We start from the raw sequence: 16,713 nt of genomic DNA, 5'->3' as shown, positions 1-16,713 counted from the left end.
TTCGTTTCGTCCGCGTTCCTCTCTCCGCGGCTTTCTCGCGGAAGAGTTCCGAAGTGCAAGGGCTAGAGCATGGCAACGTTTGAAGAAGGCGTTACTCCCGATCAGACCATAGGCCCAGGCGGCGAAATCATCGAGAATCCCCGTCGTCGCGATTATCTCACCTACGCGGCCGCGTCGGTGGCCGCAGTGGGGGCAGGCGTGGTGGTGCTGCCGCTCGTCAACTCGATGAATCCGTCGGCGGACGTGCTGGCGCTGTCCACCACCGAGGTCAATCTCGCGGCGATCGAGCCGGGCCAAGCGATCAAGGCCAGCTTCCGCAAGCAGCCGCTGTTCGTCCGCAACCTGACTCCCGCCGAAATCGCCCAGGCCGATGCGGTGCCGGTCTCCAGCCTGCGCGACCCGCAGACGCTGGAGCAGCGCACGGCGGAGGGCCACAAGAACTGGCTGATCACGCTCGGCGTGTGCACCCATCTCGGCTGCGTGCCGCTGGGCGCGGGCGAGGGCGAGAACAAGGGGCCGTTCGGCGGCTATTTCTGCCCCTGCCACGGTTCGGCCTATGATACTGCGGGCCGTATCCGCCAGGGTCCGGCGCCGAAGAATCTCGAAGTACCAAAATATAATTTCACGTCCGACACGGTCGTCGTTGTTGGGTGAGGAGAGACCTGGATGAGCTTTCCCTGGGCGCGCCATTACGAGCCGAAGAACCCGGTGATGAAATGGGTGGACGATCGGCTGCCGCTGCCGCGGTTCGTCTATAATGCGATCGGTGCCGGGTACCCGGTGCCGCGCAACCTGAATTACTTCTGGAACTTCGGCATCCTCGCCGGGCTTTCGCTGGTGATCCAGATCGTCACCGGCATCGTGCTGGCGATGCATTTCCACAGCTCGGCCGCCGGCGCCTTCGAATCGGTGAACGGCACGATCATGCGCGACGTGAACGCGGGCTGGTTCCTGCGCTTCGCCCATGCCAACGGCGCCAGCATGTTCTTCGTGGTGGTGTATATCCACATCTTCCGCGGGCTCCATTACGGATCGTACAAGGCGCCGCGCGAGATGGTGTGGCTGCTCGGCGTCGTCATCTTCCTGTTGATGATGGCCACCGCCTTCATGGGCTATGTGCTCCCCTGGGGGCAGATGAGCTTCTGGGGCGCGCAGGTGATCACCGGCTTCTTCTCGGCGATCCCGGTGGTGGGCGACTGGGTGCGCGTGTGGCTGCTCGGCGGCTATGCGCCCGATGACGCGACGCTCAACCGCTTCTTCTCGCTCCACTATCTGCTGCCCTTCGTGATCGCCGGCGTGATCATCCTGCACATCTGGGCGCTGCACATTCCGGGGTCGAACAACCCCACCGGCGTGGAGGTGAAGGGCGAGCAGGATACGGTGCCCTTCCACCCCTATTACACCGCCAAGGACGGCTTCGGGGTAGGCGTGTTCCTGATCCTGTTCTCGACGCTGATCTTCTTCTATCCCGATTTTCTGGGCCATCCGGACAATTACATCCCCGCCAACCCGCTCTCGACGCCCGCGCATATCGTGCCCGAATGGTATTTCTGGCCCTTCTACGCGATCCTGCGCGCCTTCACCGCGGACTTCATCCTCGATGCGAAGCTGTGGGGCGTGCTGGCGATGTTCGGCTCGATCCTGCTGCTCTTCTTCCTGCCCTGGCTGGATCGCTCGCCGGTGCGCTCGGCCCATTACCGGCCGATGTATCGCATCGCCTTCTGGCTGCTGGTCCTTGATGTCGTGATCCTCGGCTGGTGCGGCGGTTCGCCTGCGGAGCCGAAGTACGTGATCATCAGCCAGATCGCGGCGGCCTATTATTTCGCGCATTTCCTGATCATCGTGCCGATCATCTCGCGGATCGAGACGCCGCGCCCGCTGCCCAACTCGATCACCGAGGCGGTGCTGAAGGGCGAGGGCGGATCGCGCATCACCGCCACCGCGGCGACGGCATAAGGGGGCCGGGAACCATGACGTCGATCTTCTTTCGCTCGATCAAGTTCCTGATCGGTGCCGGCTTCGTGTTCGTGCTGCTGCTGGCGCTGATCGGCAGCATCACCGGCCTGATCCAGGAGCCGCCGAAGGAAACCGCGGAACAGGCGCTGCACAAGCATCCGAAGGAGCTGGAACTCGCCTCGAACGGGCCGCTCGGCAAGTTCGACCTGGGCCAGCTCCAGCGCGGGTTCAAGGTGTACAAGGAAGTGTGCGCGGCGTGCCATTCGCTGAACCTGGTGGCGTTCCGCAACCTGGGCGACCTCGGCTATAGCGAGGCGCAGGTGAAGAAGATCGCCAAGGAATGGGCGGTCAAGCAGCCGGTGTTCGACGAGAAGGCCGGCACCTGGGGCGAGCGCGACAATCTGCCGTCGGATCGCATCCCGAAGGTCTATTACGCCGCCACCGGCAATCCGCCGGACCTCAGCCTGATCACCAAGGCGCGGCACGACGGCGCGGCCTATGTCCATTCGCTGCTGACCGGCTATGGCGAAAAGCCTGATCCGGCCAAGGCGGCGCGGTTCCCGGAGGCGACGAAGACGCCCGAGGGCATGCACTTCAATCCTTATTTCGCCAATCTCAACATCGCCATGCCGCCGCCGCTGACCAGCGAGGGCCAGGTCCAGTATGACGACGGTACCCGCGCGACGGTGGACCAGATGTCGAAGGACGTCGCCGCCTTCCTGGTGTGGACGGCCGAGCCGACGCTGCAGAAGCGGCACCAGGCGGGTCTCGCGGTCGTGATCTTCTTGCTGTTTGCCACCGGGCTCGCCTATGGCGCGTACCTCACGGTTTGGCGCGGCATGAAGCATTGATGGACAACCAGCAGAACGAAGACATCCGTAGTCGCATCCGCACGATCCCCGACTTTCCGAAGCCGGGGATCCAGTTCCGCGACATTACCACGCTGCTGCTCGACCCCGAGGGGCTGCGGCTGACCATCGAGAAGATGGCGGCGCAGGTGGACGGCAAGGTCGACCTGGTCGCCGGCGTCGAGGCGCGCGGCTTCGTGTTCGGCGCGGCGCTGGCGGTGCGGCTGGGCACCGGCGTGCTCTTGATCCGCAAGGACGGCAAGCTGCCCGGCGCCACGATCGCCGAGGATTATGCGCTTGAATATGGCACCGACCGGATCGCGATCCACGCCGATGCGCTGGTGCCCGGCGCCCGCGTGCTGCTGGTCGACGACCTGATCGCCACCGGCGGCACGGCGCGCGCGGCGGTGCGGCTGCTGCGCAAGGCGGGCGCGGAAGTGGTGCAGGCTTCTTTCGTCGTCGACCTGCCCGATCTGGGGGGTGCCGATGCCCTGCGCAGCGACGGGATCAACGTCTCGGCGCTCGTTGCTTTCGAGGGGCACTGACGGAACCCGCCGCCTCTCCTGCGCGCTTCTTCGCCCGAGGGGTTCGGCCTGGGGCATAGCCCTGCCGACCGCCTCCTGTGAAGGAGCGTTACCAATGCACATTGGTGTGAGGACGATATTCGGGGCGGCCCTGCTCGGCGGCGCCGCGGTGCTGGGCGGTTGCATGGACGACGGCTATGGCTATGGCGGCTCGCGCGTTGCTGTCGGCTATGGCAGCGGATATGGCAGCCCGTACTGGGGCTGGTACGGCGACTATTATTATCCCGGCACCGGCGCCTATGTATATGATCGCTACCGGCATCGTCACGCGTGGAACAGCGGCCAGCGCGCCTATTGGGAGCAACGTCGCGGGGCGTGGCGCGGCGATCAGCGGTGGCGGAGCAACTGGCGGGACTTCCGCGGGCGCCCCGGAGGCTGGCGCCGCCGATAGCCGTTGATATGTTGGTGAGGTGGCTGGTGGTTGTCACCCTTTGTCCGGTGATACTGCAGCCAACCTCATCGCTCGCGCCGGGCGGCCACGCCGCAGGTCGGCGGAGCACGCTCAGCGTGCGGTACCGCCCGGATCGAAAGCGCCGGCAAGGGCGCCCGCTAGCAACTCGCCGAAGCGGTGGCCGGTGGAGTCTCCATTTGGTGCCATCTTGGCGTGGCAGACCGACAGCAGATGTACGGGCACGTCCAGCGCGAGGGGGGGCCAGTCCAGCGTGCCGGGCTTGATGAGGCAGATGCGCCCGTAGCTGTCGAGTTCGGCCTGTTCGGGCAACTGGTTGATCGCCCAGTCGAAGCGCCGATCCCGCCGCCGGATCGCTTCTCCTTCCAGCAGCCCCAGATCGTCGAGGAAGCTGTAATAGCCGCCATCGGCTGCGCGATCGCCGGCGATAAACGCACGCAGATCGGGGTTGGGCTGCGGGTCGCCCGAAACCATAGAGAAGGCGCGGCGCGGCAAGGCAGCGTTCAGCCAGAAATCGATAGCGCCTGCGGCAGCGGCTCCGTCCCCTGCGGCATCGAGCAGCGGGGCCGCCGAGATGCCATGGCCGTCGAGAAATTCGAGCAGGACCGCCAAGCGATGTTCGCGGCGTCGCAAAAAGGCGGCGAGAATCTCTTCCTGCTGCGCGGCGCGCAAGGATTCGGGCGGCCCTTGATGCGGCTGAAGGTTCACCGGATAGCCGCCGAACAGACGACGCAGTGGATCGTCGGCGCCCTGCCCACCGGTGCCCTTGCCGCGCAGCCTGTCCCAGAAGCCTGTCATCCCCGCATTGTATCGCCCGGAACAGCGCCTGTCAGGCTCACCACCAGCTTTTGATCGCGTCAAAGGCTCCGCGCGCCAGCGTGTCGCCGCCCAGCGCCCCGCCGATGCCGCCGATAACGCCGCCGACGACCGTACCCACGCCCGGGAAGATCGCGGTGCCGATTGCCGCACCGGCCGTTGCCCCGCCCCATCCGCCAAGCGCACCGCCGACGAGGCCGGATGCGGCGCGCCCGGTGTGCTGGCCGATACGGTTGCCGTCGGCCTGAAACGCGGTGCCGACCTCGACGGCATCCAGCACGAGCCCGACCGGACGGGCGACGCGGCCGATCCCGGCCAGCAGCTTGCCGCCCCCGGCCAGCGTGGCCCCGCGCGCCTCCATCGCGAGGCCGCCGGTGCGCGCGGCGCGGTTGGCGGCGAGCCGTTCCGCATCCTTCGCCACCTCATATTGCGGGGTTGCCGATCTTCCCGCGGGGCCGCTGTAGCTGGTGCGGCCGACCTTGGATTCGATCTCGATCCGCTCGTGCATCCGCGGATCGGCACTGGCGCGCGTGCCGACCACGTCGACCATGCGGGTACCATTCTGGACGGCGTTCGCCGTCCCCGGCGCGGTGGTGACCGTGTAGCCTTGACTGCGCAGCCGTGCGGCGATCGACTGCTCGGCAGCCGCGCCGTTGCGGTTGTTGGCCTGGGCCGGGGTGTGACCGGAGAGCGGGCCGACGCTGCCGGCGGGCGGCACGAGATTGGGCGGATTGATCGCGATTCCGGCGCTGCGCAGCGCGTCCTGCAGTGGCTGGGAGAACCCGACATCGTTCGTCCAGGCGCTGCGGGTGTTTTCCCACTGGATGGAAAGGATGGGGTTTTCGACCAGCGCGCGCGTTCCCTGGGCAGCGATCGCGCTTCCCTGTGCCGCGACATGGTTGCCGCGGCCCAGCGCGCCCTGCGCCGCGCCCGTGATCGAGGGGCCCCGCACCGCGTCGCTCTGCCGTGTGCCTTCGGCACGCGTATCCTGTGCGAGGCGCGCGCGATCGGCGATCGACAACTGCTGCTCGATCGCCCGGTAGGCGGCATTGGCCTTGCCGGGATCGCTGCGCCCCGCATCGACGAGCAATTGCGCGAGCTGGCGCGTGTCGACCGTGCCGGTGCGCGGATCGGTGGCGGCGCGGACCAGCGCGCTTGCGGGCAGCGGCGGGCTAGCGGCACGAATGGCGGTGGCGGTATCGGTGCTCGACTGTACCCCGGCGGCTTGATTCATGGCCCTGTCCCTCGCTCCCGTTCAGGGCCAACGGTGTAGGACAGCGGGCGCGGGCGGCCCATCAACGGATCGTTTAGACGGGGATTCGGCACCGGCGCTGCCGGTGGACGCCGCCGGGCTTCAACGTGCCCGGGTGGCGGTTCCGTTCCTTTGAATGCGCGGGCCTCGGCCCTGATCTGCCCTTCCACGCTGCCCAGCGGCGAGCAGCTCGGTCGGGTCGGATCAGCCCTCCTTGCGCCGGGCGATCAGGGCGTTGGCGATGAAGGTCAGGACAGGCTCGTTCTGTTGGTTGAACGTGGTCAGCCGGCTGCGAACGATGCCCATTTCCGGTCGACTTTGCGAGGCGCGGGCCTCCAACACCTCGGTTTCGCAACGAAGCACGTCGCCCGGAAACACGGGCTTCAGCCACCGGAGTTCGTCGATTCCGGCTGCGCCCAGGCTGGCGATCGGTTCCTCCTGATAGTGTGCGACCAGCATCGCCATCGTCATCGCATTGGTGTGCCAGCCGCTTGCAGCCAGTCGGCCGAAATGCGTGGCAGCCGCCGCCTCGTCCGATAAATGGAAGGGCTGGGGATCATATTTTCGGGCGAAATCGAGCACTTCGTCGCGGGTGACCTCATAGCGGCCAAAGCTGGCGCGATCGCCGGGCTGAATATCGTCGAAATAGCGCATGATGACGAGTTTCGATCAGAAACCTTTCCCTGGCAAGCGCTTTCAGCGCGGCTGGAGCAGCCCTCTGAACGGTGCGTCGTTGCCGTCCAGCCCCGTTTTGGGCGGCAAATCGATCAGGTCTCGCAGCAGCGGGGCGATATCGACATTGTCGAACGCCGGAACCGTGCCGTGGCGGAAGGCCGGGCCGGCAGCGACGAACAGCGCGGCCATGTCGGCGGAGCGATTGTCATAGCCATGCTCGCCGCGCGTGAAGGGCGCGGCGGGCAGCTTCTCGGCGATCGTCCAGCGTGGTTCGGCGAGGCAGAAGATCGCGGCGATGCGAGGGTTCTTGCCGTAGCGGAAGTGCGCCGGGATCTCCCCCTTGCGCCAGCATTCCATGTGCGGGTGGCGGCCGAGCAGTGTCTGTTCGACCAGCGCTTCCTTGCCGGGCAGCGGGGTGAGCGCGGCGAAGGGTCCGGCTTCGATCAATTGGTAGCTGTCCCTGGGCAGGCCGAGCGGGATTACGCGGGTGTCGCTCGTTTCCGACATGCCATGGTCGGAGACAACGACGATGTTGGCGGGCTGGTGGAGCGCTGCCAGCCCGTCGACCAGCATGCCGATCCGCTGATCGACTTCGGCGGCCGCCTGCGTCACCTGAGGCGAATCCGGCCCCTGGGCATGGCCAACGACATCGACCCGATCGAAATAAAGCGTGACGAAGCGCGGGCGGCTACCCGCCGGTCGGCGCAGCCAGTCGAGTACCGTATCCACCCGCTGGGTATCGTTCACCGCCTGATTATACTGCAGCCAATCACGCGGACGCGTGCCGCCGGCATAGTCGCCGTGATCGGGCCGGGGTACCGTGCTGCCCCAGGCGACATTGGCGCCGGGCCAGAACACCGTGCCGGTGCGGATGCCCGCACGTTCCGCCTCGACCCAGATGGGCGGAGCGGCGTTCCACCAGTAGGGCGCGTCGCTGGCGGTGGTGAAGGTCTCGCCAGGGCGGGCGGGGTCCTCCATCCGGTTGCCGACGATGCCGTGATGGTCCGGCACCAGACCCGTCACCAGCGTCCAGTGATTGGGGAAGGTCTTGCTCGGGAAGCTTGGCCGCATCGGGCCGCTGATGCCCTGCGCGGCGAGCCGGGCGAGATTGGGGGTGGCGCCGCGCTGGAGATAGTCGACACGAAAGCCGTCGATCGAGATCAGGATCGTCACCGCGGGCCGGGCTTCGAGCGCCGCGGGGGGCGGGGGCGGGGCCTGGAGCGGCGGCGTGCCACACGCCTGAAGGATCGCGATAAGGGCGGCGGCGGCGATACGGGTGGTCCAGCGCATGGCGGCTCCATGCGCCGGGATTGTTGCGGGGGGAAGACCGGGGCGCCCTTACCGCCCGAGCGCCAGCCGCGCGAACAGCGTATAGCTCACCGGCGCCTTGCCATAGGCGGCGTCGAGCGCGCTCGGCTTGGCATAGGCCGCCACCGATCCGCCCAGCGCCAGCTCGGTCTGGTGCGCGAGCGGGATTCGATAGGCATAGCCCCCTTCGAACCGCGTGATCCGGAACTTGCGGTCATGCAACGGGGAGTCGTGATCGGGAAACAGCTCGTCATTGGCGACATTCTCGACGCGACCGAACAGGCTGTGGCGGCTGGTGACGTCCCAGTTCGCCTCCGCCGTGAACGCGCTCAGCACTGGCCCCGGCAGCCGGTGCTTGGCGGCATAGGCGACCATCGCGGAGACCTTGCCGGTGCTGTAATGGAGGCTGGCGGTGGTGCGCTGCTCGTCCTCGCCCTGGTGGGTGACCTCGGGGTTCTTGAGCCGCCCGGTCGAGACCTGTGCCACCCAGCGATCGCTGGGCGACCAGCTGGCGCGGACGCTCCAGCTGTCGAGCTTGATCGGATCGATGTCCCAGCGATGCTCGTCGGGCTCCCGTCCGTTGAACCAGGAGCCTTCCAGCTGCACGCGTCCGGCCTGCACGCCGCCGGTGACCACGCCATAGGTGATGTGGCTGCTGTCGAACCAGTGATGCGCGATCGGGGAGAGCGCGAAATAGCGGGCCGAGCGCCGATGCATGAACGCGCTGGGGCCGAGTGCCGGTTCGGCCACGGGGCCGCCATAGACGAACAGCTTGGTATCCGGCGCGACCTGGGTGTCGATGCGCGCGGTCAGTTCCATGAACAGATCGTGCGGATGCTGGCGATCGACCAGCGGCATGCCGTTGGCGGTTTCGCCGCTGGCGAACAGGTTGGGATAGCCGCGCTGGCCCATTGCGGGCTCCAGACTGCCCATCGCGCGCAGCTGGAGCGAGGTGCCGTTGCCCCAATCGCGCGTGGCGCTGAGCATTGCCATCGATTCGACAAAGGCCGCGTCGCTGCCGCGCTTGCCGCCCTGATCGGTGTAGACGCCCCAGAGATAGCCGTGCGCCATCACCATCCATTCGCCATGGCTCAGCATCACCCCGCGCATCGGTCCGTCGGCCTGCGGGAGCAGCGACGTACCAGAGCCGCCCGCGGCATGGTCGGAGCCGCCCATGCGCATCATCGCCATGGGCTGCTTCGTCGTCATGCCGGACATCGTGTGGCCCATCGCCGCATGGTCCTGGGGGGTGGGTTCGGCGGGTATGCCGGCCATGTCGTGCATGCTGTGGTCTTCCTGCGCGAAGGCGGGCAGCGGGGCGAGCAGGGCAAGAGCGGTGAAGACGGTACGCAACGATCAGGCTCCCGGTACGGTGCGCATGAGCATCCAGAGGCCCATCGCGATCATCATCAGGTTCTCGGTGAGCGACACGAAGCCGAGCGGCACGTTGCTGTCGCCGCCGACACAGGCGCATTTGAGGTCGCGGCGATCGATATAGACCGCCTTGAACACGGAAACCGCACCGATCCCGCCGACGCACAGTGCGAGCGGCGCCGAGAACCAGGGCAGCACATTGGCGGTCATCAGCAGCCCCGCTGTCGCCTCAGCGAAAGGGTAGATCGTGGCATAGGGCACCCAGCGGCGGGCGAGCAGGTCGTAGCCGAGGAACATCGTCGCGAACCCGGACACGTCGCGCAGCTTGAGCATCGCCAGCAGGCACATCGAGAAGCTGACGAACCATTCGCCCGCTCGCAGCGTGAACGGCGTGGCATAGGCGGCTCGAGAGGCGGCGAGCGCCATCAGCGCGGCGATGGCGAACAGCACGATCACCGGGCGGTAGGTCTTCGCCTTGGGGTCGCGGAGCTTCCGGCCGAGATAGCGGCGGAGATCGTCGTGCCCGCCGATCCGCTGCTCGCCGACAAAAATCTGCGGGGTGGTCGCCACGCCATGCCGTGCCTTGAAGGCATCGGTTTCCTCGCGGGTGGTGAGGTGGCGATCGTCCACGGTATAGCCGTGGCTTTTCAGCAGGTGCAGGGCGCGCAGGCCCCAGGGGCAGACATGCGCGCCCTGCACCATGCGATAGAGAATTGCGGTCTTGTTCGCGGCGGATGGCATGGGCTTTCCTTGGCTCCGCTGCCGCTATAGGCTCCGTACCATGGTACGGAGTCAAGCGATGTCGCAGCTTACGATTGGAAAACTTGCCGATGCCGGCGGGGTAGGGGTGGAGACGGTGCGCTACTATCAACGCCGCGGGCTGCTCGCCACGCCGGCGCGCGGCGGCGGGCCGGATTCGGGGGTGCGCCGATACGGCGAGGAGGCGGTGCGGCGGCTGCGCTTCATTCGCTCGGCGCAGGCGGCCGGATTCACGTTGGAGGAGATCGGCGAACTGCTCGAACTAGACGCGACCGATGATCGCGCCCGGGCGCGCGAGCTGGCGCAGGCGCGGATCGGCGCGCTGGACGAGAAGATCGCCGAGCTGGTGCAGGCGCGCGAGGGGCTGGCGCGGTTGGCGCGGGAATGCGGATCGGGCAGCGCCGGGCCGTGCCCGATCCTCACGGCGTTCGAGGGATAGGGGAGGCGGTCCCCGGCTCTCAGTGCACCACCGCCAAGGCGGGGGCAGCGGCCTGCCTGCGCGCCGGGGTGTCCTCCTCCACGCGGAAGGCCTCGGCATTGCGGAGCAGCAGGCTTGCCTCGCTGTCCAGCGAACGGGCAGCGGCGGAGGTCTGCTCCACCATCGCTGCGTTCTGCTGGGTGGCGGCTTCCATCTCCATCACCGTGCGCGTGATTTCCGAAATGGCGTTCGCCTGCGAATGGTTGTCCTCGCGCAGCGCCTGGAGCAGTGCTTGCACGCCGTCGAAATCCTGCACGATCTCGCCAAGCGCGACATCGACGGCGCGCACCTCGCTGGCGGCGCGGGCGACGTCGACCTGCGTCTCGTTGATCAACTCGCGGCCGCGCTTCGCTTCTTCCTCGGCACGCAGCGCGAGGGCAGAGACGAGATCGGCGACCACCGCGAAGCCGCGCCCGGCCTCGCCGGCCCGGCCTGCCTCCACCGCCGCGTTCATGGCAAGGACGCGAGTCTGGAAGGCGATCTTGTCCAGCCCCTCGACGACGGTGTCGATGGCGTCGGCGCGTTCGGAGACGTTGTTCATCGCCGCGGCGGCATTCTGCGCGGTGCCGCGGCCGGCATGCACCGCGGCCCCTGCCTGCTCGGCGCGCGCCATCGTCGTCTCGGCCGACTGGCTGCTGCTCTTCAGGCGGTTCTCGATCAGCTGGATCGCGCTGCTGGCTTCCTGCAGCGAGTGCGCGGTCCCTTCCGTTCGGCGGGCAAGATCCTCCGAGGCGGTGGCGATCTCGCCGGAGCCGGTGCCGATGTTGCGCGCGCTCATGATCGCGGTACGCAGCATCGCGGACAGGGCGCCGGCAGCGCGGTTGAAGCTGAGGCGCACGGGCTCGTACATGCCCGGGAAAACGGTGGTGATGCGGTGGCGCAGGTCGCCCTTTTCCAGCGCGGCCAGCGCGGCGGCGAGCATCTCGCCGACGCGTTCCTGCTCGGCGAGATGCGCGGCGTCCATCTCGGCGCGGCTGCGCGCCGCCCCATGGAAGCGCGCAACCGCCTGGGCGATCTCGCCCAGTTCGTCGGTCCGGTCGCGATAGGGGACCGCGATGTCCTGCCCGCGCGACAGCGTGGTGGTGGCCTGGGCGACCTGCGACAGCGGCCGCGCCAGCTGCCCGATCAGCCACCAGGCGAACCAGCCGATCGTCCCGAACAGCGCCAGCGCCAGCACCGCCAGCACGCCGAGCGATACGCCGAGCGACTGGGAAGAGCGGTCGCCGAACGCGGCCTGTTCCTCGCCGGTGGCCTTGACCAGCGCGTCGATGGCCTTGCGGTGCGCGTCATAGGCCTCGGTCAGCTGGGCATAGCTGCGCCGCGCGCCAGCGAGATCGTTCGCGGCGATGGCGGCGAGAAACGGACCCTGCGCCTCCTGCCAGAAGCGCATTGCCGGTGTGTGCGTATCGGCAAGGATCGCGCGCTTCAGCCGATCGGGCAGGTCGGACTGGGCCCAGACGCTGTGCCGATCGTCATATTGCTTGCGCAGTTCCACGAGCCGCGCACGGGCAGTGGACAGCCGCTCGGGGTGATCGAGCAGCAGCGTCGCTTCCAGATAGGGCTCGATGATATATTCCGGCGGCGGCAGGATATCAGCGTTCAGATCGGCGATCTGCATCGATGCGCGGTGCATCGGCCCGCCCATCCGAATGGCGTGAATGCGCCACGCCGAAACGGCGAAGGCAATGCCCAGAAGCAGAATCAGCGCGATCGCGCCGCTGCGTACCCGCGCGGTAATCGTCATGCGTGTCCCCCCGAGCGCGTACTGCCCCCGTAACGGGCCCATTGTAGGATTATTTCCAGCCCGTTGCGGGCAGCGTTGTGCATTTTGTTGTGATGCCCTCCGCGACGACACGCTTTGAAGAACATCGATTCTCGCCGGCGCGGCCGGAATGAACCATGGCGGGCAGGAAACATTGTGTGTTGCGCCGAGGGACGGCGCGATCCGCAAGGTGGAGGAGCATGATGGGCAATGCGGGCTACCCGATCGGCGGGGGGCAATTGGGACAGATGATCCGCGATTTCGATTGGGGCGCGACCTCGATCGGGCCGCTTGCGATCTGGCCGCAGAGCCTGAAGTCCGTCACCCAGATGCTGTTGCTTTCACCCGTGCCCATCGTGCTGCTGTGGGGCGAAGACGGCGTGATGATCTACAACGACGCCTATTCCGAATTCGCCGGGAGCCGGCACCCGGCACTGCTGGGATCGAAGGTGCGCGAGGGTTGGTCCGAAATCGCGGACTTCAACGATCATGTTATGCGCACCGGTCTCAGCGGCCGGACGCTGGCCTATCGCGATCAGGAACTGGCGTTGCAGCGGCGCGGCAAGCTGGAGCCGGTGTGGATGAACCTCGATTATTCGCCGGTGCTCGATGAATCGGGAACGCCGGCGGGGGTGATCGCGATTGTCGTCGAGACGACCCAGAAGGTGCTCGCCCAGCGCCAGCTGCGCGAGAGCGAAGGACGGCTGCGTGCCTTCGTCGAGGCGACCTCGGACGCGATATACCGGATGAGCCCCGACTGGTCGGAGCTGCTTCACCTCGACGGTGGCACCTTCCTGGCCCATGCCAGCCAGACGCTGCCCGGATGGATGGACGCCTATATCGCCGCAGAGGATCGCGAGCGGGTCCAGGCGGCGATCGCCGAGGCGGTGGCGACCCGCCAACCGCTCGAACTGGAACACCGCGTGCATCAGGCCGATGGCAGCATCGGATGGGTCGCCTCGCGCGCGGTGCCGCTCACCGACGAGGGCGGCGCGCTGGTCGAATGGTTCGGCGCGGCTTCGGACATAACCGAGCAGCGGCGCACCAACGAGCATCTGCGGCTGGTGATCAACGAGCTCAACCACCGGGTGAAGAATACGCTCGCGATGGTGCAGGCGATCGCGATGCGTACCTTCCGCGCCGCGCCCGACATGGCGGTGGCGCAGGAGCAATTTGCCGCGCGGCTGGTGGCGCTGGCCCAGGCGAACGACCTGCTCACCGGCGAGCGCTGGGCAGGTGCGTCGCTGCGCGAGGCGATCGATCAGGCCGTGCGGCCGCACCAGCATGATCCGGCGCGCTGCATGCTGACCGGGACGGACGTTCGGATCTCGCCGAAGACCGCACTGGCGCTGGCGCTGGCGATGCATGAGCTTTCCACCAACGCGGTGAAATATGGCGCTTGGTCGAACGACACTGGTCGGGTGGAGATCGCCTGGTCGCTCAAGCAGGAGCAACTGCGGCTGGAATGGCGGGAGCGAAACGGGCCGCCGGTCGCGGCACCGTCGCGGCGCGGTTTCGGATCAAGGTTAATCGAACGTGGCCTGGCGGGGGAACTTGGCGGCAAGGTGACGCTTTACTTTGAGCCCGAGGGGCTGCGCTGTACCGTAGAGGCGTCGCTCGCTGCCGTCACCGTGGAATAGGATCGTGCCGTGCGTGTCCTGATCGTCGAAGATGAGATGACGATCGCCTTCCTGATCGAGGACATGCTGGCGGATCTTGGCCATGAGGTGGTGGAGATCGCCATGCGGCTGCCCGAGGCACTGGAGGCGGCGCGGCGGGTGGAGGCCGATCTGGCAATCCTCGACGTCAATCTCGACGGCCATCGGTCCTTCCCGGTGGCGGATATTCTGGCCGAGCGCGCGATCCCCTATGCCTTCGCCACCGGCTATGGCGCGCTGGGGCTGGAAGGCGCCTATCGCGAGCGACCGGTGCTGGCCAAGCCGTTCCTGCGCGAGCATCTCGCGATGCTGATCGTGAAGGCGTGCGGGTAGGGAGCAATGCGAGCCCCTCCCCTTCAGGGGAGGGGTTGGGGTGGGGCAGTGTCTCACCGAGACCAGCAGCCGTTCTGGAATACCTCCACCCCCAACCCCTCCTCCAAGGAGGAGGGGCTTATGAATGTCCTCAGCTGTGCAGGAAGTGCATTACGTCGCCATCCTGGACGACATAGGCCTTGCCTTCCGCGCGCAATTTGCCGGCCTCGCGCGCCTTGGCTTCGCCGCCCAGCGCGACGAAATCGTCATAGGCGATCGTCTCGGCGCGGATGAAGCCCTTTTCGAAATCGCTGTGGATCTCGCCCGCCGCATTGGGCGCGGTGGCGCCGCGATGGACGGTCCAGGCGCGCGCTTCCTTGGGGTCGACGGTGAAGAAGGTCAGCAGGTCGAGCAGCGTGTAGCCGGCGCGGATCACGCGGGCGAGCCCGGTCTCCTCCAGCCCGAGTTCGCCCAAGAACTCGCCGCGCTCGTCGAGCGGCATCGTCGCGATCTCGGCCTCGATCGCCGCCGAGACGACCACCGCCTGCGCGCCCTCGGCCGCCGCCTTGGCGAACACCTTTGCAGAGAGATCGTTGCCGTTCGCCGCGTCTTCCTCGTTGACGTTGCAGACGTACAGGACCGGCTTGGCGGTGAGCAGCTGGGCGAGGCGCAGATGGCGGGCTTCGTCCTCGTCCTTGGGGACGGTCAGCCGCGCGGGCTTGCCGTCGCGCAGCAGGTCGAGCGCCTGGCCGAGCACCGAGGCGGCCGCCTTGGCCTCCTTGTCGCCCTGCGCCGCCTTCTTGGCGAGGTTGGGCACGCGCTTCTCGAGGCTTTCGAGGTCGGAGAGCATCAGCTCGGTCTCGACCGTCTCGGCATCCGCGATCGGATCGACCTTGTTGTCGACATGCTGGATGTCGTCATTCTCGAAGCAGCGCAGCACATGGACCACCGCGTCCACCTCGCGGATGTTGCCGAGGAACTGGTTGCCCAGCCCTTCGCCCTTGCTGGCGCCGCGCACCAGGCCTGCGATGTCGACGAAGCCGAGCTGGGTCTCGATGATCTTCTGCGAGCCGGCGATATCCGCCAGCTTGTTGAGGCGCGGGTCGGGGACTGCCACGTTGCCCACGTTCGGCTCGATCGTGCAGAACGGATAATTGGCCGCCTGCGCCGCGGCCGTCTCGGTCAGCGCATTGAAAAGCGTGGACTTGCCGACATTGGGCAGGCCGACGATGCCGCAACGGAAACCCATTGTATTTCGATCCTGTCGTGAAGGGGCCGGCGGGCGCGCCGGCGATATGCGGCGCTCGATACGCGTAGGCGGCGGCTTTTTCCAGTGCGACGCAACCATCCGCGCGTCTAGCCTTGACGCAGGCCCGTTCACCTGCGGTACAGGGGGCCAAGTCATTTCCTGTCGCGCGCAGGTTCTCGAGGAGTTTTCGTATGATTCGCCGTTATGTCATTCTGGGCACTGCCGCGGCTGCGGCCGCGCTGGCAAGCTGCAGCGGCGGCGACGACTCCTCGTCGACGCCCACGCCGACGCCGACCAGCTCGCCGACGCCCACTCCGTCGCCGACGCCGACTTATACCGCCTTCCCGCTGACGACCGCGACCGAGTTCAACACGCTGAACGCGACGACCAACTATACCGGCGATCCGGCCACCTCGGCGGTGACGCTCAGCGCTGTCGCGACCGAAACGCAGACCCCGACGGGTCGCGTGAAGCTTGCCGCCACCGCGGATCTTTCCGCCGGCACCTTCGTGATGGACGAGGCCTCTGAGGAATCGCGCTTCACCAGCACCAACGTGGTGACGACGGCCTCCCCGACGGTCACCGAGTTCGTCTATCGCAGCGTGAGCACCGCCACCGGCGCACTTCCGGGCAATTTCACCCAGCTCGAGGTGCTCAACAACCTTGGCGTGCGTACCGCTACCAGCACCACGCCTGCGGTGGTGACCAGCGACAGCCTGCTCAGCCAGCTGACCGTGCTGAGCTATGCCAACTGGTGGCGCGGCGATTCGACCACCGGTCAGAAGCGCCTGACCTATTCGGTCTGGGGCTATCCGACGCTGTCCTACGACATGCCGACCACGGGCACGGCTACCTACACCACCCGCATTGTCGGCCGCGCGGTGAGCGTCGCCAATAACGCCACCACGCTGAACCGCGTCGGCGGCACGGCAACGGTGACGGTGAACTTTGCCACAGGCCTGGTGACCACGACGCTCAACGTGACGACGGTGCCCACCAGCGGCGCGGCGACGGCTTATGTGACGCTGACCGTACAGGGTGGCATTCCGATCAGCCAGAACCAGTTCAGCGGCAGCCTTTCGGGCGGCAACGGCGTGACCGGCACGGTTGCCGGTTCCTTCTACGGCTCGAAGGGCGTGAACATGGGCATGGTCTTCGGTGCCGCGGGCACGATCAACGGAGCGGATACCCGCATCGTCGGTGAAGTCGTCGGCGTGAAGCAGCAATAAGCCCAGACGAAGAGGGGCGCGGGAAACCGGGCCCCTTTTCCGTT

Annotated in this window: 17 protein-coding genes; 9 read left to right on the top strand and 8 right to left on the bottom strand. The window is 67.1% G+C overall.

Annotated features, from left to right (window positions below):
- The first annotated feature begins 69 nt into the window (after positions 1 to 69).
- The 5 genes from petA to S2M10_RS04265 all read left to right on the top strand — a co-directional run bounded on the left by petA (position 70) and on the right by S2M10_RS04265 (position 3,779).
- A complete protein-coding gene (gene petA, locus S2M10_RS04285) occupies positions 70 to 654 on the top strand; it encodes a ubiquinol-cytochrome c reductase iron-sulfur subunit (protein ID WP_211090834.1) in 585 nt (194 codons plus the stop codon).
- A gap of 12 nt (positions 655 to 666) precedes the next feature.
- Positions 667 to 1,956: a cytochrome b/b6 gene (locus tag S2M10_RS04280; RefSeq protein ID WP_168845005.1), complete on the top strand. Its 1,290-nt coding sequence runs from the start codon at positions 667 to 669 to the stop codon at positions 1,954 to 1,956.
- Between the two features lie 14 nt (positions 1,957 to 1,970).
- Entirely contained in the window at positions 1,971 to 2,807 is an 837-nt protein-coding gene (locus S2M10_RS04275; RefSeq protein WP_168845004.1) for a cytochrome c1, read from the top strand.
- On the top strand, positions 2,807 to 3,349 hold the full coding sequence (locus S2M10_RS04270; RefSeq protein WP_168845003.1) for an adenine phosphoribosyltransferase: 543 nt from the start codon (positions 2,807 to 2,809) through the stop codon (positions 3,347 to 3,349). The genes S2M10_RS04275 and S2M10_RS04270 overlap by 1 nt, the downstream gene beginning before the upstream one ends.
- A gap of 94 nt (positions 3,350 to 3,443) precedes the next feature.
- Positions 3,444 to 3,779, top strand: coding sequence for a hypothetical protein (locus S2M10_RS04265; protein ID WP_168845002.1), 336 nt, complete (start codon positions 3,444 to 3,446; stop codon positions 3,777 to 3,779).
- A 111-nt stretch (positions 3,780 to 3,890) separates the two neighbouring features.
- On the opposite strand, the gene S2M10_RS04260 is transcribed toward S2M10_RS04265, so the two are convergent.
- From S2M10_RS04260 to S2M10_RS04235, 6 genes are all read right to left on the bottom strand, one after another.
- Entirely contained in the window at positions 3,891 to 4,595 is a 705-nt protein-coding gene (locus S2M10_RS04260; RefSeq protein ID WP_168845001.1) for a hypothetical protein, read from the bottom strand.
- A gap of 37 nt (positions 4,596 to 4,632) precedes the next feature.
- Positions 4,633 to 5,847 carry a hypothetical protein gene (locus S2M10_RS04255; protein ID WP_168844539.1) on the bottom strand — a complete coding sequence of 405 codons (1,215 nt, stop codon included), beginning with the start codon at positions 5,845 to 5,847 and terminating at the stop codon, positions 4,633 to 4,635.
- Between the two features lie 222 nt (positions 5,848 to 6,069).
- Entirely contained in the window at positions 6,070 to 6,519 is a 450-nt protein-coding gene (locus tag S2M10_RS04250) for a MaoC family dehydratase (protein ID WP_168845000.1), read from the bottom strand.
- A 42-nt stretch (positions 6,520 to 6,561) separates the two neighbouring features.
- Positions 6,562 to 7,830 carry an ectonucleotide pyrophosphatase/phosphodiesterase gene (locus S2M10_RS04245; protein WP_168844999.1) on the bottom strand — a complete coding sequence of 423 codons (1,269 nt, stop codon included), beginning with the start codon at positions 7,828 to 7,830 and terminating at the stop codon, positions 6,562 to 6,564.
- Positions 7,831 to 7,878: 48 nt separating this feature from the next.
- On the bottom strand, positions 7,879 to 9,201 hold the full coding sequence (locus tag S2M10_RS04240) for a hypothetical protein (RefSeq protein ID WP_247650602.1): 1,323 nt from the start codon (positions 9,199 to 9,201) through the stop codon (positions 7,879 to 7,881).
- Between the two features lie 3 nt (positions 9,202 to 9,204).
- Positions 9,205 to 9,963 carry a glutaredoxin gene (locus tag S2M10_RS04235; RefSeq protein ID WP_168844998.1) on the bottom strand — a complete coding sequence of 253 codons (759 nt, stop codon included), beginning with the start codon at positions 9,961 to 9,963 and terminating at the stop codon, positions 9,205 to 9,207.
- 58 nt (positions 9,964 to 10,021) lie between these two features.
- Between S2M10_RS04235 and S2M10_RS04230 the strand changes: the two genes are divergently transcribed.
- Positions 10,022 to 10,420, top strand: coding sequence for a MerR family DNA-binding protein (locus S2M10_RS04230; RefSeq protein ID WP_168844997.1), 399 nt, complete (start codon positions 10,022 to 10,024; stop codon positions 10,418 to 10,420).
- A 19-nt stretch (positions 10,421 to 10,439) separates the two neighbouring features.
- Here S2M10_RS04230 and S2M10_RS04225 read toward each other — a convergent pair whose 3' ends face one another.
- Entirely contained in the window at positions 10,440 to 12,203 is a 1,764-nt protein-coding gene (locus tag S2M10_RS04225) for a methyl-accepting chemotaxis protein (protein ID WP_168844996.1), read from the bottom strand.
- A 218-nt stretch (positions 12,204 to 12,421) separates the two neighbouring features.
- Between S2M10_RS04225 and S2M10_RS04220 the strand changes: the two genes are divergently transcribed.
- Positions 12,422 to 13,861: a PAS domain-containing sensor histidine kinase gene (locus S2M10_RS04220; protein ID WP_247650601.1), complete on the top strand. Its 1,440-nt coding sequence runs from the start codon at positions 12,422 to 12,424 to the stop codon at positions 13,859 to 13,861.
- 9 nt (positions 13,862 to 13,870) lie between these two features.
- Complete coding sequence (locus tag S2M10_RS04215; protein ID WP_168844995.1) at positions 13,871 to 14,212, top strand: response regulator; 342 nt, start codon at positions 13,871 to 13,873, stop codon at positions 14,210 to 14,212.
- A 130-nt stretch (positions 14,213 to 14,342) separates the two neighbouring features.
- On the opposite strand, the gene ychF is transcribed toward S2M10_RS04215, so the two are convergent.
- Complete coding sequence (gene ychF / locus S2M10_RS04210; protein WP_168844994.1) at positions 14,343 to 15,440, bottom strand: redox-regulated ATPase YchF; 1,098 nt, start codon at positions 15,438 to 15,440, stop codon at positions 14,343 to 14,345.
- A gap of 191 nt (positions 15,441 to 15,631) precedes the next feature.
- Here ychF and S2M10_RS04205 point away from each other — a divergent pair, with 191 nt between their 5' ends.
- Positions 15,632 to 16,669, top strand: a complete 1,038-nt coding sequence (locus S2M10_RS04205; protein WP_168844993.1) for a transferrin-binding protein-like solute binding protein — start codon at positions 15,632 to 15,634, stop codon at positions 16,667 to 16,669.
- The last annotated feature ends 44 nt before the right edge of the window (positions 16,670 to 16,713 follow it).

This window comes from Sphingomonas sp. S2M10 (assembly GCF_012650175.1).
GTDB lineage: Bacteria > Pseudomonadota > Alphaproteobacteria > Sphingomonadales > Sphingomonadaceae > Sphingomonas.
Note: the sequence above shows the minus strand (reverse complement) of the source record. Positions and strands in the feature narration are given on the sequence as shown.